At 68.8% G+C, this 16,849-nt stretch carries 21 protein-coding genes; 18 read left to right on the forward strand and 3 right to left on the reverse strand.

Annotated elements, in window-relative coordinates:
* Positions 1–11 precede the first annotated feature (11 nt).
* The 10 genes from sctC to ACQY72_RS05280 are packed head-to-tail and all read left to right on the forward strand — an operon-like array spanning position 12 to position 8,192.
* A complete protein-coding gene (gene sctC, locus ACQY72_RS05235) occupies positions 12–1,901 on the forward strand; it encodes a type III secretion system outer membrane ring subunit SctC (RefSeq protein WP_428156199.1) in 1,890 nt (629 codons plus the stop codon).
* Positions 1,902–1,910: 9 nt separating this feature from the next.
* Positions 1,911–3,065, forward strand: coding sequence for a SctD/MshK family protein (locus ACQY72_RS05240; protein WP_428156200.1), 1,155 nt, complete (start codon positions 1,911–1,913; stop codon positions 3,063–3,065).
* A 41-nt stretch (positions 3,066–3,106) separates the two neighbouring features.
* Positions 3,107–3,415 carry a hypothetical protein gene (locus ACQY72_RS05245; protein WP_409714507.1) on the forward strand — a complete coding sequence of 103 codons (309 nt, stop codon included), beginning with the start codon at positions 3,107–3,109 and terminating at the stop codon, positions 3,413–3,415.
* A 24-nt stretch (positions 3,416–3,439) separates the two neighbouring features.
* Positions 3,440–3,856, forward strand: coding sequence for a hypothetical protein (locus ACQY72_RS05250; RefSeq protein WP_409714504.1), 417 nt, complete (start codon positions 3,440–3,442; stop codon positions 3,854–3,856).
* Between the two features lie 9 nt (positions 3,857–3,865).
* Positions 3,866–4,591 carry a type III secretion system inner membrane ring lipoprotein SctJ gene (sctJ, locus tag ACQY72_RS05255; RefSeq protein ID WP_428156201.1) on the forward strand — a complete coding sequence of 242 codons (726 nt, stop codon included), beginning with the start codon at positions 3,866–3,868 and terminating at the stop codon, positions 4,589–4,591.
* Positions 4,588–5,124, forward strand: coding sequence for a hypothetical protein (locus tag ACQY72_RS05260; RefSeq protein ID WP_428156202.1), 537 nt, complete (start codon positions 4,588–4,590; stop codon positions 5,122–5,124). Before sctJ ends, ACQY72_RS05260 begins: the two co-directional genes overlap by 4 nt.
* Positions 5,121–5,732 (forward strand): FliH/SctL family protein, encoded by a 612-nt coding sequence (locus tag ACQY72_RS05265; RefSeq protein ID WP_428156203.1) that lies wholly within the window; start codon positions 5,121–5,123, stop codon positions 5,730–5,732. Before ACQY72_RS05260 ends, ACQY72_RS05265 begins: the two co-directional genes overlap by 4 nt.
* Positions 5,729–7,051 (forward strand): FliI/YscN family ATPase, encoded by a 1,323-nt coding sequence (locus ACQY72_RS05270; RefSeq protein WP_428156204.1) that lies wholly within the window; start codon positions 5,729–5,731, stop codon positions 7,049–7,051. The genes ACQY72_RS05265 and ACQY72_RS05270 overlap by 4 nt, the downstream gene beginning before the upstream one ends.
* Entirely contained in the window at positions 7,048–7,545 is a 498-nt protein-coding gene (locus ACQY72_RS05275; RefSeq protein WP_428156205.1) for a hypothetical protein, read from the forward strand. The genes ACQY72_RS05270 and ACQY72_RS05275 overlap by 4 nt, the downstream gene beginning before the upstream one ends.
* Positions 7,545–8,192: a hypothetical protein gene (locus ACQY72_RS05280; RefSeq protein ID WP_428156206.1), complete on the forward strand. Its 648-nt coding sequence runs from the start codon at positions 7,545–7,547 to the stop codon at positions 8,190–8,192. Before ACQY72_RS05275 ends, ACQY72_RS05280 begins: the two co-directional genes overlap by 1 nt.
* A gap of 9 nt (positions 8,193–8,201) precedes the next feature.
* Here the strand turns inward: ACQY72_RS05280 and ACQY72_RS05285 are convergent, their stop codons facing one another.
* Positions 8,202–8,864 carry a hypothetical protein gene (locus ACQY72_RS05285; protein ID WP_428156207.1) on the reverse strand — a complete coding sequence of 221 codons (663 nt, stop codon included), beginning with the start codon at positions 8,862–8,864 and terminating at the stop codon, positions 8,202–8,204.
* A gap of 18 nt (positions 8,865–8,882) precedes the next feature.
* Entirely contained in the window at positions 8,883–9,116 is a 234-nt protein-coding gene (locus ACQY72_RS05290; protein WP_428156208.1) for a hypothetical protein, read from the reverse strand.
* Positions 9,117–9,214: 98 nt separating this feature from the next.
* Here ACQY72_RS05290 and ACQY72_RS05295 point away from each other — a divergent pair, with 98 nt between their 5' ends.
* The 7 genes from ACQY72_RS05295 to ACQY72_RS05325 all read left to right on the forward strand — a co-directional run bounded on the left by ACQY72_RS05295 (position 9,215) and on the right by ACQY72_RS05325 (position 14,620).
* On the forward strand, positions 9,215–10,303 hold the full coding sequence (locus ACQY72_RS05295) for a sensor histidine kinase (RefSeq protein ID WP_428156209.1): 1,089 nt from the start codon (positions 9,215–9,217) through the stop codon (positions 10,301–10,303).
* Positions 10,300–10,962, forward strand: coding sequence for a response regulator transcription factor (locus ACQY72_RS05300; RefSeq protein WP_428156210.1), 663 nt, complete (start codon positions 10,300–10,302; stop codon positions 10,960–10,962). Before ACQY72_RS05295 ends, ACQY72_RS05300 begins: the two co-directional genes overlap by 4 nt.
* Positions 10,963–10,964: 2 nt before the next feature.
* Positions 10,965–11,957: a FliM/FliN family flagellar motor switch protein gene (locus ACQY72_RS05305; protein WP_428156211.1), complete on the forward strand. Its 993-nt coding sequence runs from the start codon at positions 10,965–10,967 to the stop codon at positions 11,955–11,957.
* Positions 11,958–11,959: 2 nt separating this feature from the next.
* The gene (sctR, locus tag ACQY72_RS05310; protein ID WP_409714468.1) at positions 11,960–12,619 is read left to right on the forward strand and encodes a type III secretion system export apparatus subunit SctR; all 660 of its coding nucleotides are present in this window, start codon (positions 11,960–11,962) and stop codon (positions 12,617–12,619) included.
* A gap of 13 nt (positions 12,620–12,632) precedes the next feature.
* Complete coding sequence (gene sctS / locus ACQY72_RS05315; RefSeq protein WP_409714465.1) at positions 12,633–12,905, forward strand: type III secretion system export apparatus subunit SctS; 273 nt, start codon at positions 12,633–12,635, stop codon at positions 12,903–12,905.
* Entirely contained in the window at positions 12,906–13,706 is an 801-nt protein-coding gene (sctT, locus tag ACQY72_RS05320) for a type III secretion system export apparatus subunit SctT (protein ID WP_428156212.1), read from the forward strand.
* A gap of 98 nt (positions 13,707–13,804) precedes the next feature.
* Positions 13,805–14,620 carry a DUF1521 domain-containing protein gene (locus ACQY72_RS05325; RefSeq protein ID WP_428156213.1) on the forward strand — a complete coding sequence of 272 codons (816 nt, stop codon included), beginning with the start codon at positions 13,805–13,807 and terminating at the stop codon, positions 14,618–14,620.
* Positions 14,621–14,638: 18 nt separating this feature from the next.
* Here the strand turns inward: ACQY72_RS05325 and ACQY72_RS05330 are convergent, their stop codons facing one another.
* Positions 14,639–15,160 carry a hypothetical protein gene (locus ACQY72_RS05330; protein ID WP_428156214.1) on the reverse strand — a complete coding sequence of 174 codons (522 nt, stop codon included), beginning with the start codon at positions 15,158–15,160 and terminating at the stop codon, positions 14,639–14,641.
* A gap of 243 nt (positions 15,161–15,403) precedes the next feature.
* On the opposite strand from ACQY72_RS05330, the gene ACQY72_RS05335 reads away from it, so the two are divergent.
* Positions 15,404–16,843, forward strand: coding sequence for a hypothetical protein (locus ACQY72_RS05335; protein WP_428156215.1), 1,440 nt, complete (start codon positions 15,404–15,406; stop codon positions 16,841–16,843).
* Positions 16,844–16,849: the final 6 nt, after the last annotated feature.

The raw sequence follows: 16,849 nt of genomic DNA on the forward strand, positions 1-16,849 counted from the left end.
AAGGACCCTGCATGACGTCTCAGCCTTCGAAGCGCAGAACGCCCTTCACGCCCTCGTCGGTGGCGATGCTGGCGGCCGCCGGCCTGTTGGCCTTCGCCGCTCCCGCAGCGGCGGGCGACCCGCCGATCGGTTCGCAGACGATCCAGATCGCGCCGCGCGAGCAGCCGGTGGGCCAGTTCCTGCAAAGCTTTTTCGGCCAGATCGGCGTGCCCGTCGTGGTCAGCCCCAACCTGCGCGGAACCGTCAACGGCGCCTTCAGCGGCTCGGCGTCGGACGTCTACGCCCAGGTCGCGGACGCCTTCGATCTGGTCGGCTATTACGATGGCGCAGCGGTCTACATCTACCAGACCTCGGAGCTGACCACCCAGTCGATGCCGATCTCGCCTCAGGCGCTGCGTCGCGTGCGCGCCACGGCCCAGGAGATGGGCCTGACGGACGGCCGTAACACGCTTCAGGGCGCGGGCCAGATGCTGGTCGCCAACGGCACCCGTCGCTTCATCCAGCAGATCAGCGAGATCGCCAGCGTCGGACCAGGCGCGCAGGCCGAGGCGGCCCAGCCGACCTATGAGTATCGGGTCTTCAGCCTGCGTTACGCCTGGGCCGACGACGTCACCTTCAAGACCGCCCAGAGCGAGACGGTCATCCCCGGCGTCGCCTCCATCCTGCGCGCCATGGTCAGCAACGACCCCAACGGCGCCGTCGCCCGCCGCATCGAGACCCGCAACGGCCCGCGCGTCCAGGGTCTGCGCGGCCAGGGCCTGGCGTCGCAAGGCGGCGTCCAGTCGACCAGCTATTATCCCGACGATTTCTCGGCCACGCCGAACACGCTCGGCGCCGCCGTCGCTGACGAGCAGATGGCGGGCGGCGCGCCAGTGCAACATGCTCGGATCCAGGCGGACACCCGCCTGAATGCGGTGATCATCCGCGACACGGCCGACCGGATGGCCGCCTACGAGGCCCTGATCGCCGCGCTGGACAAGGAACCCCAGCTGCTTGAGATCGAGGCCACGATCATCGACATCGACACGGTCCGCGCCCGCGAGCTGGGCATCACCTGGCGGTTCGACGACGGTCGCGGCGGCGTCCTGTTCGGCGACGGCACGGCCAACGACCTGCGCCTGCGCCGAGGCCAGGACATCACGCCCAGCAACAACGGCCTGGCCATCTCCTCCATCATCGGCAACGGCGACTATTTCGTCTCTCGCATCACGGCCATGGAGGACGAGGGCGTCGCTCGGATCGTGTCGCGGCCCCAGGTCGTGACCCTGTCCAACGTCCAGGCCCTGTTCGAAAACACCCGCAGCTTCTACGTCGGCCTTGAGGGCGAGCGCGACGTCGATCTGTTCAACGTCACCGCCGGCACGACCTTGAAGGTCACGCCCCACGTCCTGCGCGACCAGAACCAGACCCGCATCCGCATGCAGGTCGAGATCGAGGACGGTTCGGTCACCGACGCCAGCGTCGACGACATTCCGGTGGTCGAGCGCGCGGCCCTGAGCACCCAGGCCATGATCGTCGAAGGCCAGAGCCTGCTGCTGGGCGGCATGGTGGTTCAGCAGGACGTCAACTCGGTCGGCAAGGTGCCCGTCCTCGGTGACATTCCCGGCCTGGGCCTGCTGTTCCGCCGCTCGTCACGTTCGACGGGCCGGGTCGAGCGCCTGTTCCTGATCACCCCGCGCCTTGCCTCGATCGGCGGCGACGTGGCCGGACCGCGCCTGGACTTCGGCGCCACGCCCGGTTCGCCCGAAGCACAGCCCCTGCCGGCCGCGCCCGCCCTGCCCCAGGGCGGCCCCCGCATGGGCTTCAATCAGCAGGCGTCGCCGCCGAACGACCCCCTGCCCTCCGCCCCCCTGCCCCCGCTGCCAGCGGGCGCCGTTCCCTATCAGCCGTCAGGACGCTGAAGCCCTCTCATGACCGACGCCGCCACCGCATCGACAGCCGAGATCGAAACCCTGGTCCTCAAGGTGCTGGCCGGGCGCGTGCGTGGCGCGTCGGCGCCGCTGGAACGGGGTCAGACGGTCACGGTCGGTCATGATCTGGACGCCGACATCGTGCTGCGCGATCCCAGCGCCGAGGGGGTGCGGCTGAAGCTGAAGGCCCGGACGGACGCCGCCGATCTGGAACTGCTGGAGGGCAAGGTCGTCCTGCTGGGGCACGAGCTGACCGCCCCGGCCCAGGCCCTGTTGCCGCTGTATCTGCCGCTGATGATCGGCGACAACGCCGTGGCGATCGGCGACCCCGACAGCCCGCGCTGGAGCGAGGCCGAGCGCATCCTGACCGCCGGCCGCCCCATCAGCGACGATGAGGATGAGGACGACGCAGCCCAACCCGGCCAGTCCTGGCAATATCTGCTGAACAACACCAACGCCCTGGTCTCGCGCTCGGTGAAGTTCGTGCCGGTGCTGCTGATCGCGGTGATCACCGTGTCCGCCCTGTTCGCCATCAGCTCCGGCGTGCCGACCTGGCCCAAGTCACAGCCGAAACCGGCCAAGGTTCAGGGCGTCCTTCAGGACGAGGGCTTCACCGACCTGGCGGTCACCAAGACCAGCGAAGGCGACCTGCGCATCGAGGGCATGGTGGCCTTGGACGCCGACCGCGCCCGGCTGCAACGCCTCATGGCCGCCCACGACTGGCAGCCCCGGCTGCAGGTCCAGAGCCAGGAGGGCATGGCCCGTCAGGTCGAGGACTTCTACCTGGCCAACGGCGTCGAGGCTTCGGCCCGATCCGCAGGGGTCGGCCTGGTGCGCCTGGACGTCGTCGGCAGCAGCCAGGAAGAAGCCGGCCGCCTGCAACGCCTGGCCATGACCGAGATCAAGGGCGTGCGCCGCATCGAGATCAGCATGCTGCCGGGCGCCGACGAGGGCGGCCGTTTCGAAGACATGCAGGAAGGCGGCGGCAAGCGTGTCGTCTCCGTCATCGGCGGCCCGCGCGGCCATGTAACCACCGCCGACGGCGCGCGTTATTTCCCCGGCGCGGTCCTGCCCACGGGCCACCGCATCGTCTCGATCGAGGAGACCAAGGTTCTGGTCGAGCGCAACGGCAGCCGATCCGAGTTGAATTTCTGAACGCCCACCCCCCCCAAGTCCAACCCAAAGGAGAAACGTCTATGTCATCCCAAGGTCTGAACGGTCTGAGCATGCTGGCGGTCACGCCCGGTCTCAACAGCGACAAGGACAAGGCCCGGCCCGGGTCCTGGTTCGAAGCCATGGCCCACGCCTGGGGCCAGACCCTGGACGCCCAGGCCGGCCGCATCACCGAACTGTCGGAACAGATCGGTCCGGGCGGCGAGGACAAGCCCTCGACCATGGCGATGCTGACCGCCGAGTCGATGCGCATGAACTTCATGGCCAACTCCTCCTCCACCTCGACCGACTCCGTCGGCAAGGCGCTGGAGACCATGGCCCGCAAGAACTAGTCCCCTTTTTGACAGGAGGGACGCATGTCCTTCGACGCCTCCGCGGCCATGGCCGCAATGCCACCGGAAATGCTGCAGCCCCAGATGCAGCTCCAGCCCCAGCAGATCGACGTGGGCTACAACGCCACCCTCGGTCAGGCGGTGCAGTTCCAGAACCTGCTCCATGTCAGCCCGTCGGCGGCTCCGGCCCCGACCGGGCCGACGGAACCGACCGGCGTCATGAAGACCATGATGGGTGCGCTGGAACAGGTGAACGGCCAGGCTTCCGACCTCTCGGCCATGGCCCAGAAGGCCGAGAACAGCGGCGCGGGCATGACCCCTGGCGAAATGGTCATGATGACCGTTCGCTGCCACGAGTTCATGTTCAACTGCCAACTGACCTCCAACATGGCCAACCGCACATCGGACGGCCTGCAACAGCTGTTCCGGCAACAGTCGTAGGGGGCGGTGATGCGTATCCGATCGCTCGCCGCCGTCGCCGCCGTCACGCTCCTCCTCGCCGCCTGCGGTCAGGAGGAGCTCTACGGCGATCTGACCGAACGCGACGCCAACGAGATGGCGGCCGTGCTCAAGTCCCAGGGTATCGACGCGGCCAAGAGCAAGGACGGCGAGGTCTGGGTTCTGAAGGCCGATAGCGGCGACTTCTCGCGCGCCGTCGCGGTCCTTCACGACCGGGGCTACCCCCGCGAGAACTTCGCCAGCATGGGCGAGGTCTTCGAAAAGGAGGGCTTCGTCTCATCGCCGATGGAACAGCGGATGCGGATGATGTTCGCGCTGCAACAGGAGCTGGGCCAGACCATCTCCTCCATCGACGGCGTCGTGCAGGCCCGCGTCCACATCGCCGTGCCGGAAAGCGATCCGCTCGCCGAGGACAAGCCCCCGTCATCCGCCTCGGTCTTCATCAAGCACCGGCCGGATTACGACATCTCGTCCCAGACCGGCTCGATCAAGGCCCTGGTGGTCAACTCCATCGAAGGCCTGCCCTATGACAAGGTCACGGTCGTCGCCTTCCCGGCGGGTGACGTTCTGGCAGAGCCTGCCAAGCCGACCTACACCCAGCTCAGCCTGCCCATGGGCGCCCTGATCCTGGGGGCCGCAGGTCTGGGGGTCTATGGCCTGTATCGCCGGCCCAAGCGCAAGGACGGGCGGTCCAAGCCGAAAGGCGAGGTCGCTTGACCCTGGTCGATGTCAGAAACCATCGCGACGCCCTGTGGCGTCGCGCCCGAACGCTGGACGGCGCACGGGACCAGGCGCGCTCGCCCCGCGCGCGCCTGCTGGCCCGCCAGTTGCGGGCTGCCTCGACGCCGCTCGATTATCAGGCCGTGGTCGCGGCGCCGGTCTGGTCCGGCTGGTCGGGCGACGAACGCCGCCGTCTGGCCGTCGTCGCCGGCGCCGTCCTGATGTCGGGTCGTCTGGCCTCGACTATCGACGGTCGCCTTCTGGGCGCCGTGGGTCTGGCGATCGGCGAGGACGCCCTGGACCAGGTGCTGCTCCTGGCGCCGACGGACCGCCCGGAAAGCCCGCCTCTGGCCTCGCTCGATCCCGAGGTTCTCCAGGGCCTGGGCGCCGCGGCCCTGCTCGCGGGGCTGAACGAACCGACGGCCGAACGGCTGGGCCGCGATCTGGCCGCACCCCTTCTGCGGCTGGACGCCGAACAGGCCGCCGCCGCCCGCTATCACGCGCTTCGCATCGCGGAGGCGACCGCATGACCTATCTGCTGATCGCCTCCGCCCCCGGCGCGGCCTTGCTGACGGACCAGTTGGTGATCCCGCGCGAGGACGCCGCCCAAGTTCAGCGCGCGGCCGAACTGGTCGCCTTGGCCCAGGCCCGTCTGGCGGTCGTCGACGATCATCGCACCGCCCAGGGTCAGGCCGGCCATGCCGAAGGTTTCACCGCCGGCTACGAGGAAGGCCGCGCCCTCGCCGCCCGCGAAGCCGCCGAGGTCGTCGCCCGCCTGCACGAGGACATGGAGGCCGTGCGCGAGCAGATGCGCGCCGCCACCGGCCGGCTGGCGCTGGACGTCGTGCGCCGCATCGCCGTAGAATTGGGCCCCGAGGCCACGCTCGCCGCCCTGACCGAGCGCGCCGTCCGCGACGTCCTGCCCGACGCGCCCATCACCGTCCATGTCGCCCCCGCCAGCGTCGGCGCCGTGACCACCCGCCTGTGGCCCATCGGCGCGCCCATCGCGGTCGAGGCCGACGAGACCCTGGCCCCCGGCGACTGCATCATCGAGACCGCCGCCGGGCGCAGCCACGCCGGGCTTGAGGTCCAGCTGGCGGCGCTGGAACGGGTGTTCGAACGGGATCAGGCCGCATGACCCCCGACGCCGCCAACGACCAGCGCCTGCAAGACGCGCTGCGCCGCGCCCGCACCGTTGATCGGCGCGGCCGGGTGGTGCAAGCCTTCGGCACCACCATCCGGGCCACGGGCCTGAACGCCCGCATCGGCCAGCAGGTCGAGATCCGCGACCCGTCCGGCGGTCCCTCCGTCAAGGCCGAGGTGGTAGGCCTCAGCGACGGCTCGGCCATACTGACGCCCCTGACCAGCCTGAACGGCCTGGGTCTGGACGCCGAGGTCATCGCCGGCGACGAACGCACCGAAATCCTGTCAGGCCCAGGCCTGCTGGGTCGGGTGATCGACGCCTTCGGCAATCCGCTGGACGGGCTGGGTCCCATCGTCGGCCCTGCGCCCATGCGCGACGTCTATGCCGACGCGCCCAATCCGCTGGATCGGCCGCCGATCAGCGACCTGTTCCCTACCGGCGTGCGCGCGATCGACACCCTGCTCAGCGTCGGGGTGGGCCAGCGCGTCGGCGTCTTCGCCATGGCCGGCGGCGGCAAGTCCACCCTGATGGGCATGTTCGCCCGCCACTGCGCCGCCGACGTTAATGTCATCGCCCTGATCGGCGAACGCGGCCGCGAGGTGCGCGAATTTTTGGACGACAGCCTGGGACCGGACGGCCTGGCCCGGTCGGTCGTGGTCGTCGCCACCTCCGACCGTCCGGCCATGGAACGGGTGCGCGCCGCCCACGCCGCCACCGCCATCGCCGAGGGGTTCCGCGCCCAGGGCCGTCGCGTGATGCTGCAGATGGATTCCGTCACCCGCTTCGCCCGCGCCCTGCGCGAGATCGGCCTTTCGGTCGGCGAACCGGCCGTGCGTCGGGGCTTCCCGCCCTCGGTCTTCGCCGAACTGCCGCGCCTGTTCGAGCGCGCCGGCGCCATCGAGAGCGGCTCGATCACCGCCTTCTACACGGTGCTGATCGAGGACGAGGACGGCGGCGACCCCATAGGCGAGGAAGTCCGCTCGATCCTGGATGGCCACATCTATCTGTCGCGCAAACTGGCCCAGGCGAACCACTATCCGGCCATCGATCCGCTGACGAGCCTGAGCCGGGTCTTCCCGCGCGTGACCTCGCGCGATCACCAGGCGGCGGCGGGCAAGGTGCGCGCCTGGCTGGCCCGCTATGCCGAGATCGAGTTCCTGCTCCAGATCGGGGAATACAAGCCGGGCGGCGACCCACTGGCCGACGAAGCCGTGCAGCGGATGCCGGCCCTGCGTATCCTGTTGCAGCAGGGCGCGCACGAAGGCGTCGGGGCCGAGGACGCCCTGCACCAGCTGATGGCGGCGGCGTCATGAGTGGTCGCGACCGGATCACCGCCCTGCGCCGTCTGATGCGGCTGCGCGCCCAGCGGGTCGAGGCCGCACGCCGCGTCGTCGCCGTCGCCCAGGACGCCCTGGCCCGCGCCGAAGCCGCTTTACAGGCGCGCGAGGCGGCCATCGTCGCCCTGGACCGAGACATCGAACACCTGGACGAATGGTTCGCCTCGGGCGCGGGCGGGGATGCTCGGCTTATCGAAGGCGCCCTGTCGCGGCGCGGCCTGATCGCCGATCGCCGCGCGGCCGAGACCCAGGCGCGCGAGGACGACCGCCGCGCCGTCGAACAGGCCATGACCGAACGCGACGACGCCCTGCGCGCCCTGATGCGCGCCACGGCCCGTCACGACGCGGTGGACGGCCAGCTGCGCCGCGCCGTCGCCGTGCGGGCGGGCCAGCGCGAAGAACGCGAACACAGCGAATTCGAGGACCGGGGTCGCCCCCGCCTTCAACTGGTGATGGGAGGACGCGCCTGATGGCCGACGCCGTGACGAACAACACCCAGCCCCGCACGCCGACGCCGTCGCGCGGATCCGCTCAGCCCCCTTCGGCCTGGAGCGCCGCCTCCTTCGAGGCGGCTATGGATCAGGCCGCCGCGCGCCGTCAGGGCTTGGAGGCCGGCGAACGCCAGCCGAAGTTCCTGAAACGCGACGACGAGGTCGAACCCGTCCGCGACCGGGCCGACGACCGCAATCAGGACGACAGCCTTTCCAGGGAAGACCGTGCGGACAAGGCCGAAGGCCTGACCGCCCTGACGGGCCAGACGGCTTTCGCCGGACTTCAGGCCGGACAGATCGGAACCGTCGGCTTCACCGGCGACGCCGAGGCCATGGCCATGATGATGGAAAAGGCCTGGCTGGCGGCCCAGGCCGACGCGGCCAAGGGGATGCAGGTCCAGTTCACCGACAAGGCCTTCGCCCTGGCCGGGTTCGGCGTGATGCGGATGGCTGACGGCGGCCTGTCGCTGCAACTCGCCGCTCACCAGCGTTCGACGCCGGAGCTTGAACGCGCCCTGGAACTGATGCGTCGCCGGTTGGAGGCCAAGGGCGTCCACGTCGGCGATGTCAGCGTCGCCGAGGTCGATCCCGACAGCATCCATCGCCCGATCGATCAGGCGCGGTGATCCATGGCCTCAGCGCGGCGTGAAATTCCAGCGACCCTGATCCCGATCCGCGCGGGCGACGTACAGCACCGCCTTGACGGTGTCGGCGGGCGCGCGGTTCGCCGCCATCCCCTCGGCCATCAGCCGCACCAGGCGGCGGCTCTGGCGATTGTGCAGCCCCTCGGTCGGATTGTCGGCGTCGTCGGCCAGCTTGCCGGCATACAGCCGCATCGCCTCGGGCGAGGCCGCGACCAGCGTCAGAACCAGGCTCGCCGCCCGTTCGAACGCCTCGTCCTCCAGCGGCTGTCCGACCACGTCGCGCGTCAGCCAGATGCACAAGAACTCCAGCGGCCCGACGCTGCGCGCATTGGTCATCAACCCCCCGCCCATTCCGGGCAGGCCGGAGAAGGCAGCCGCGCCCCAGGCGGGCAGGCGCACGGACGGCAGCCGATCGGTCACCAGGGCGCGCGCCAGGGCGTCGGCGACCAGCACCCGCACCGGTCCGTCTCCAAACCGAGCCGCAGCCGCCAGCAGTTTGACGAAGCCGGGATAGAGCGCCTCGCCCAGGCCGTCGCAGATACGCTGCAGCACGGTGACGCGGCCGTCGACCGTCGTCTGGCCGTTCAGCCCATCGACCAGGGCCTGGGCCGCGCCGGCCCAGTCGGGTTCAGACTTGATGATGAGATCGGTCACGATGACCGAGGCATAGCCTCAGCCGAAGCCGTTGTCGCGGGCTTCCGTCAGATAGCTGGCCACCGCGCCGGCGGCCTCGTCCATGTCCAGACGGCCGGAAATGCTGACACGCGCGTCATCGCCGGCGAAGGCGGAGAAATCGCCGAAAGCCTGGCTGCCCTTGCTCTGGCCCGCCGCCTGGGGCGTGACGCCCGACAGATCGCGCGACCAGACGCCGGAGATCGAGGCGTTGTCGGTGCGGATCGTGTTCATGACGGTCTCCTCGACGCGGATGGGCCCACGTTAGGAGGCTTGTCTAGGCTCGAAACACCCGCTGCGCCATTCGGGATATCCCTAGCCGAGGCGCGTCCATGACCGCCGCGCTTCGCCTGCAGACGCCGCCGGACTGGACGGCGGAAGCGGTCGCCGCCCTCGGCCTGTGCGCCGTCGCCTTCGACGGGCGCGATCTGGTCTGGCGCTCGGACGCCTTCGCCGCCTGTTTCTCCGACCTGACCGAGGGGGCGTCGCTGGAAGCGGTCGATGCGCGTCTGCCGGGTCTGGCCCAGGCGCTGACCACCGCCCGCAGCGCCGGAACCGCCACGGCCCTGATCGTCCAGCCTGGCGGCAAGCGGGTGCATGATGCGCGTCTGGCCCGATCCGGCGACCGGATCTTCGTCGAACTGTCCGACGCGGCCGAACGCCAGGAGGCTCAGCAACGCCATCTGGCGGACCGTGAGGAGCTTCTGCTGACCTCGCGCGTCCTGTCGGTGGGCGAGATGGCGACCATGATCGCCCACGAACTGAACCAGCCGATCGGCTCCATCGCCAACATCCTGCGCGGCCTCAAGACCCGAATTGAGCGCGACGCCCTGACGAAGGAGGTCGGGACCGAGGCCTTGGAACGGGCGACCGAACAGGCCCTGTATGCCTCCGGCGTGATCCAGCGGGTCCGCACCTTCGTGGATCAGCGCCAGCCCCAGGTGCAGCGCCTCGACCTGGCGCGCCTGGCCAGGAACACCCTGGACCTTCTGGACTGGGAGATCACGCGCGACCGCGTCACGGCCCGCGCCGACACGCCCGCCGACCTGCCGGCTGTGCTGGGCGATCCGGTGATGATCCAGCAGGTGCTGGTCAATCTGGCCCGGAATGCGCTGGACGCCATGCGCGGCGCCGACCTGCCACGCCGCGCCCTGACCATCGCCGCGCGCGAGCTCGCCGAGACGCGCCAGATCGAACTGACCCTGACCGACACCGGCCCCGGCATTCCGCAGGACGCCGCCGGACGCGTTTTCTCGCCCTTCTTCAGCACCCGCAGCGGCGGGATGGGCGTGGGCCTGGGCATCTGCCGGTCGATCATCGAACTGCACCGGGGCAGGCTCTGGTTCAGCCCCGCGCCGGAGGGGGGCAGCGTCTTCCACATCGCCCTGCCGCTCGCCGCATCCGAGGAGGTATCCGCATGACCGCCGCATCGCCGCAGACGGCGCAATCCGCCGGCCGCATCTGCCTGGTCGATGACCATGCCGAGTTCCGCCAGTCCGCCGCCTGGTGGCTGGAAAGCCTGGGCTACGAGGTCGAATGCTGGGAGGAACCCAAGGCCTTCCTCGACGCGATGACCGACCGTCCGACCGAGCCCGCCTGTTTCCTGCTGGACGTGCGGATGCCCGAGATGTCGGGGTTGGAGTTGATGGATGCGGCGCGCGAGCGCGGCCTGACCCAGCCGGTCGTCTTCATGACCGGCCACGGCGACGTGCCTCTGGCGGTCGAGGCGATGCGGCGCGGGGCCGTGACCTTCCTCGAAAAGCCGTTCCAGGAACAAGCGCTGGAAGACGCCATCGCCCTGGCCTTCCGCTCCGGCCCGACCGTCGCTGCGGAGAGCGAACTGTCCGTCACGCCCGGCGCCTTGGCCTATCAGGAGCGGCTGGCCCGACTGACGGCGCGCGAGCGCGAGGTGATGGATCTGGTCGTCGCCGGCGCCTTCAACAAGGTGATCGCCTATGAGCTGGGCATCAGTCCCAAGACCGTCGAACTGCACCGCGCCCGCATCATGACCAAGATGGAGGCGCCGACCCTGACCCATCTGGTCCGCATGGCCGTGTCCGGCCAGGTCGAGGAGGCTTGAGCATGGCGCTGGACACTGTCGAACACGCCCCGCCCCGCCTGCCGCGTCTGGACGAAGACGCCGCCTTGGGCGTCAACGCCGCCCTTGCCGCGCTGGACGGTCATGTCGTCGATGGACTGACCGTCTCGGCCGCACCCCAGACCCAGGCCGATGCCGACAGCGTCGTGGATCAGGTCGCCTTCACCACCCCGCACGGTCCGATCCAGGTCGCGCCGTTCATGGCGGACGGCGCGGTCTTCGTCGGCCAAGACCACGCCGCCCTTTTGTCCGTTATCTCCTTGCTGGAACCGCTGTTCAGGACGTTGGAGGACGCCGGCGCAGAGACCCTGCGGCCCGAGGGCGTCACCCGCACCGATCTGATCGGGGCCGTGCGGATCACGGTCAGCCTGGCCGACACGGACGGCCGGCCCCTGCACGCCGCGCGCTTGTCGCTGGCGCCCAGCGTGGCCCGGCGCTTGCGCCGCATCGGCGACGTGCCCCAGGCGCTGGACATTCCCCTGCCCGTTCGTCTGCAAGCGGAGGGCCCGACCCTGTCGCCCGCCGAGATCGGCGCCCTGCGGCCTGGCGACCTGGTGCTGGTCCCCATCATCGACGGCGGCTGGCGTCTGCGCCTGTCCGCCCAGGGCGCGGCCCGAACGGCGCTGGGTCTCTTCTCCCCGACGACCCGATTTTTCACCCATCAGACCAAGGAAAGCCGCATGACCGACCAGGCTCCATCGGACGTCGCGCCGCCGGCGGCGACCGCGCCCGATCTCGTCCCCGCTTCGGATGCACGTGTCGCCGTCACGGTCGATCTGGGCGAGACGTCGGTGTCGCTGAAAGCCCTTACCGGCCTGGTCCCCGGCTCGGTCCTGCCTCTGCCCGACCTGCCCGCCAACCTCGCCGTCACCCTGTCCAGCGCCGGCCGAGGCTTCGCGCGCGGGCGGCTGGTGTCGCTGGGCGACGCCCACGCCGTGCTGATCGAAGCCATCGCCGAAACCAGCGAGACGCACTGACCATGGATCTGTCGCAGTTCTCTCCCGGCTCGGCCCTCGTCACCGTCATCCTGCTGGCGCTCGCGCCATTCGTCGCAGTAATGGTGACCTCATTCACCAAGATCGTCGTGGTGCTGTCGCTGCTGCGCAATGCGCTAGGCCTGCAACAGGTGCCGCCCAACATCGTGCTGAACGGCATGGCCCTGATCCTGACGCTCTACGTCATGTTCCCCGTCGGTCAGAAGATGGCCGAGGCGACCGACAACATGCCGCCCACCGCCGCCCTCAGCGACACCCAGCAGCTGTTCTCCTACGCCAACCAGGCCAAGGAACCGCTGCGCGAGTTTCTGATCAAACACTCGTCGGATCGCGAGCGCGCCTTCTTCCTTCGCACGGCCCAACGCATCTCGGCCCCGGAAAAGCGCGCCGAGATCACCGGCCGCGACTTCCTGGTCGTCGTTCCCGCCTTCACCGTGTCGGAGCTGGCGACCGCGTTTCAGATTGGCTTCCTGATCTTCCTGCCGTTTCTGATCATCGACCTTGTGGTGTCCAACATCCTGCTGGCGATGGGGATGATGATGCTGTCGCCCACCACCGTATCCCTGCCGTTCAAGCTGCTTCTGTTCGTCCTGATCGACGGCTGGGTGAAGCTGGCCCACGGCCTCGTGCTCAGTTACGTCTGAAGGAGACGCCCCCATGATGAACGCCCAGGCTATCGAGATCGTCAATCAGGCGCTCTGGCTCGTCCTCTTCCTGTCCGCCCCGCCGATCATCGCCGCCTCCGTGGTCGGTCTGATCGTGGCCGTGGTCCAGTCCGCGACCCAGATCCAGGAACAGACGCTTCAGTACACCGCCAAATTCTTCGCCATCGTCCTGACCCTCTTCGCCACCGCCGCCTTGCTGGGCGGCAGCCTGTATCAGTTCGGCGACCGCATCTTCACCGAGTTCCCGGCCCTGGTGCGCCGCTAGGTGTTCGGCGGTCTGGAGAACCTGTTCGACAACGCCATCCTGGTGGCGGTGTCGACGACGCGTATCGCGACGGCCTTCCTCCTGATGCCGCTGCTGTCGCCCCAGACCGTCCCGGCCATGGTCAGGAACTCCATCTTCCTGGTCTTCGGACTGGCGGTCCTGACCATGCAGCCGCAGGTGATGCAGATGACCCTGCCGGTCGTCGAATGGATCCTGCTGTTCGGCAAGGAGGCCCTGATCGGCATCGTCATCGGCTTCTTCTTCGCCACCATGCTGTGGGCCTTCGAGGCGGCAGGCCAGATCATCGACACCAAGGTGGGCGCCACAATGGCCCAGGTGGTCGATCCCCTCAGCGGACACCAAACCTCGCTGAACGGCGAGTTCCTTGGTCGGCTGGCCAACTTTGTCTTCATGTTCTCGGGCGGGCTGCTGATGCTTGTCGGGACCATCCTCGACAGTTTCGTCATCTGGCCGATCGGCAGCCTGACGCCGGTCCTGACCATGAGCAGCCTCAGCCTGTTCGAAGGTGAGTTCACCCGGCTGATGACTTTGTCGGTCCTGTTCGCGTCGCCGCCGCTGGTGATCCTGTTCATCACCGATGCGGGCCTGGGTCTGGTCAACCGCTATGCGCCGCAGTTGAACGTCTTTTCCCTGTCGCTTTCGATCAAGTCGTGGCTGGCGACCCTGATCATCCTGATCATGATGACCGGCCTGGTGCAGACCCTGCTGAACGAGATCGTGGGCCGCCGCGAAGTGGTGCTGAACGTGCTGAAATCACTGGGCCGCGCCGCAGGAGTATGAGGCGCTAGGGTCGTCCCTGATGGGGACCGCCCCAGCTATAACGGCCGCGCTCGAAATGATCTTGTCGATCCACGCAATCTCAACCGTGGGGCCGACCGATGACCACCATCAACACCGCCTTCTCCAACGCCGTCGGCACGCTGGTTCTTGGGGCCGTCGCCGACCGTCTGGCGACCGCATCCAACTTCACGCAGATGGCTTTCCAGATGGGCACGATGTTGGCCGGCGCCTTCCAGCCCGCCGCCCCGTCCTTCTCGGCCTCAATGCCTCAGGACGGCAAGGCGACGGTCGATCTGGGCGACGGCTATACGTTGGAGATCAACGAGGCCAACTCCGAGTTCGTCGTTCGCGACGCCCAAGGCAACGTGACCCAGATCTGGGGTGACCCGCACTTCAACTACAACGGCCAGCACGTCGGCGACTTCTGGGACACGATGACCCTGGAGCTGGAGAACGGGACCAAGATCACCGTCAACACCGAGCCGTTCGGCCCCAACCCCGGCGCCACCGTGACCAGCCAACTGGTCATCACACGCGGCGCTCAGGCCATGGTCATCGACGGCGTCAGCCAGAACCAGCTGGGCGACCTGTCGATTTCGATGAGCAACAATGGCTACGCCCTAGACGCCGCCTTCAGTGACGGCCTGACCATCCGCGAGAACGACGGCGCATCCTCGGGCTGGACCAGCGGCATCACCGACCAGGCCGTCGGCCAGAACGACTTCAACCTGACCAGGATCGGCAACGACGGCCTGCCCGAGGTGCTCCAGGCCTTCAGCGACGCCATGCGCGGCGTCCTGGGCTCATGGCTGCTCGCCGGCGTTCTCACCGGCATGTCCGAAATCGGCTCGACGTCCAGCGTCGGCGAAGGAAATGGATCGCGTCTTCCCCACGGCCTGATGCAGGCGCGCTGACCCGCGGTCGCGACCTGATCAGTCGGCGCGGCGCAAGGTCTCTGTCGAGGCCTCGACCATCCGCACGAACTGTTCGACCGCGCTGGACCGCGCCGACATCGGTCCTTCCTCACGCAGAAATCCGGCCGCCAGGGCGCGGGCCAGCGGTTCAACCACCGCCGGCGCCGTCACATGAGGCGCAGCCGAGGCATGGACCTGCAACGCCCGCACGAAATCGGTGATGGCCCGGTCGATCCGTCCGGTCTCGATCGGCGACACGGCGCTCAATCGCCCCGCGACCGACTGCCCCGTCTGCGCGGCCAGAACCCGCATGTCTCCGGCGACCACGGCCCCGCCCTGCTGACCCTGTTCGGCCCATACCTGGGACAGGGCCACGCCCCGGTCCAGACTTTCGGCGGAATCCGGCTGGGCCGCGCCTTCCAGCACCGCGCCGGCCAGACCGGCCATGGTCTCGAAGGCGACGCCGGCCGCCAGCGCCCGGACATCGCGCGCGTCGGACGGTCCGCTGCTCGACGCGGCGGCTCCGCTACCCGTGACCACGCCCGCCTCAGCCACGGGCGCACCGGCCGTTCTGGACGGACGCCTCGGCCCTCGCCGTTGGCGCAGCGACGGGGAACGGCTCCATAATCGAGACGCGTTTATCCATCCCGACATTGTGGCCCATCCACGCGTCGCGGGTATCCGGGTTTTCCCTAGCTATGGACGTCCCCGACTTATCCCGACCGACGCGCCTGCCTAAGCTCGCGCGCAACACTGCCCGAACCCTTGTTCAGGAGCCTTCCCATGACCGCCACGCCCGTTTCGTCGTCCACTCTTGTCGCCGCGCCGCCCTCGCAGCCGCTCGTCGCCCAGACGCCTGTGAACCGGGTCGATCAGGCGCTCGCCACCGTCCGCGACCGGCTGGACCAGGGTTGGTTCAACGATGTTTCCCACGGCGACCTCAAGGACATCAACCAGACCCTGGCCGGGCTGACGGCGGACGAACGCAACGCCGTCGTCTCGGGGCTGTCTGACGCCGAACTCAACACCTGGACCGACGAACTCGACAACGGCGGCTTCCTGGGCATGGGCGAGGGATTGAGCGCGGACGAACGCCGCGACCTGCATGCCTCGCTCGGCGGTGCGCTGGATGCGACCCAGCTGGAGCGGGTCTACAACGCCTATGACGACCGCGCCCAGAAGCTGGAGCTGGCCCAGGGCGTCGCCGCCCATGCCACCGCCGACGTCAAGACCGAGTTCGTGGGCGAACTGGCGGCCGCCACGACCGAGAACGACGACCTTGAAGGCGTTATGATCAGCGACCTGGGCGATACCGAAGGCCTAGCCGTCGCCCATGTACTGGGCAGCCTGGGCGGCAACCAGACCGCGCTGAACGACGCTTACGGCAAGCTGAGCGACACCCAGCTGTCGTCGGTGTTCGAGGCCGCGACCCAGCAGACGATGTACGCCAACATGTCGGGCGGCGTTCCGACCTACAGCTATGACGCAGGCCCTCTGGCGAGCGTCGTCGACGCCGCCGCCACCAGCACCAACGCCGACCTGAAGGCGCGCGTGTTCGAACTGGCCGGACGTCAGATGGACACGGTGTCCGGCGCCAACGGCGTCCTCACCCCCACCGTCGGCACGGGCGAGGCCGCAGACCAGATCCGCACCAGCATGGAGGGTCTGCTGAAGTCCGACGTCAACGGCGTTGTCGAGGCGCTGGAGCAGGACTATCAGGCCGGCAAGGGCATGACGGCCTTCCTGCAGGAGACCCTGGGTCAGGACGGCGGGCCCGAGACCATCCGCGGCCTGGTCGATCAGTTGGCGCGCGGCAATGACCTGAGCGGCGACCTGCTGTCGCGCTTCACCGCCTCGACGCAACAGGACGGCGGGGTGTTCTTCCCGGCCGCCGAACGAATGGGCTACTTCTCCGGCGCCCTGCATCAGGCGTTCGAGGGCGTGAACAAGAGCGCCGCCGAAAATGTCGACACCCTGAAGACCATCTTCGGCTTTGCGACCGGCAAGCTGCCGGGGCCGGGCGTCGGCGACGCCACGGGCTGGCTGACCGAACAGGCGCTGGATACGGCCCTGGGCGAATACAAGAGCGGCCAGGCCGACCTGTTCGAGAGCATCGTGGACCTGACCACGCCGACCGCGGCCAACGGCCGGCCCTATGACGGCCCTGCGGAAGTCAGCTACAATGAAGGCTGGGAGTCGGTGACGCGGATCCCGCTGAACTGACCGTCT

The sequence above is a fragment of the Brevundimonas sp. genome (genome assembly GCF_965279155.1).
Classification (GTDB): domain Bacteria; phylum Pseudomonadota; class Alphaproteobacteria; order Caulobacterales; family Caulobacteraceae; genus Brevundimonas.

What these genes read in the sequence shown, in the direction of transcription:
- sctC (WP_428156199.1), top strand. Translation starts at nt 12, where the DNA reads ATGACGTCTCAGCCTTCGAAGCGCAGAACGCCCTTCACGCCCTCGTCG.
- ACQY72_RS05240 (WP_428156200.1), top strand. Translation starts at nt 1,911, where the DNA reads ATGACCGACGCCGCCACCGCATCGACAGCCGAGATCGAAACCCTGGTC.
- ACQY72_RS05245 (WP_409714507.1), top strand. Translation starts at nt 3,107, where the DNA reads ATGTCATCCCAAGGTCTGAACGGTCTGAGCATGCTGGCGGTCACGCCC.
- ACQY72_RS05250 (WP_409714504.1), top strand. Translation starts at nt 3,440, where the DNA reads ATGTCCTTCGACGCCTCCGCGGCCATGGCCGCAATGCCACCGGAAATG.
- sctJ (WP_428156201.1), top strand. Translation starts at nt 3,866, where the DNA reads ATGCGTATCCGATCGCTCGCCGCCGTCGCCGCCGTCACGCTCCTCCTC.
- ACQY72_RS05265 (WP_428156203.1), top strand. Translation starts at nt 5,121, where the DNA reads ATGACCTATCTGCTGATCGCCTCCGCCCCCGGCGCGGCCTTGCTGACG.
- ACQY72_RS05270 (WP_428156204.1), top strand. Translation starts at nt 5,729, where the DNA reads ATGACCCCCGACGCCGCCAACGACCAGCGCCTGCAAGACGCGCTGCGC.
- ACQY72_RS05275 (WP_428156205.1), top strand. Translation starts at nt 7,048, where the DNA reads ATGAGTGGTCGCGACCGGATCACCGCCCTGCGCCGTCTGATGCGGCTG.
- ACQY72_RS05280 (WP_428156206.1), top strand. Translation starts at nt 7,545, where the DNA reads ATGGCCGACGCCGTGACGAACAACACCCAGCCCCGCACGCCGACGCCG.
- ACQY72_RS05290 (WP_428156208.1), bottom strand. Translation starts at nt 9,116, where the DNA reads ATGAACACGATCCGCACCGACAACGCCTCGATCTCCGGCGTCTGGTCG.
- ACQY72_RS05295 (WP_428156209.1), top strand. Translation starts at nt 9,215, where the DNA reads ATGACCGCCGCGCTTCGCCTGCAGACGCCGCCGGACTGGACGGCGGAA.
- ACQY72_RS05300 (WP_428156210.1), top strand. Translation starts at nt 10,300, where the DNA reads ATGACCGCCGCATCGCCGCAGACGGCGCAATCCGCCGGCCGCATCTGC.
- ACQY72_RS05305 (WP_428156211.1), top strand. Translation starts at nt 10,965, where the DNA reads ATGGCGCTGGACACTGTCGAACACGCCCCGCCCCGCCTGCCGCGTCTG.
- sctR (WP_409714468.1), top strand. Translation starts at nt 11,960, where the DNA reads ATGGATCTGTCGCAGTTCTCTCCCGGCTCGGCCCTCGTCACCGTCATC.
- sctS (WP_409714465.1), top strand. Translation starts at nt 12,633, where the DNA reads ATGATGAACGCCCAGGCTATCGAGATCGTCAATCAGGCGCTCTGGCTC.
- ACQY72_RS05325 (WP_428156213.1), top strand. Translation starts at nt 13,805, where the DNA reads ATGACCACCATCAACACCGCCTTCTCCAACGCCGTCGGCACGCTGGTT.
- ACQY72_RS05335 (WP_428156215.1), top strand. Translation starts at nt 15,404, where the DNA reads ATGACCGCCACGCCCGTTTCGTCGTCCACTCTTGTCGCCGCGCCGCCC.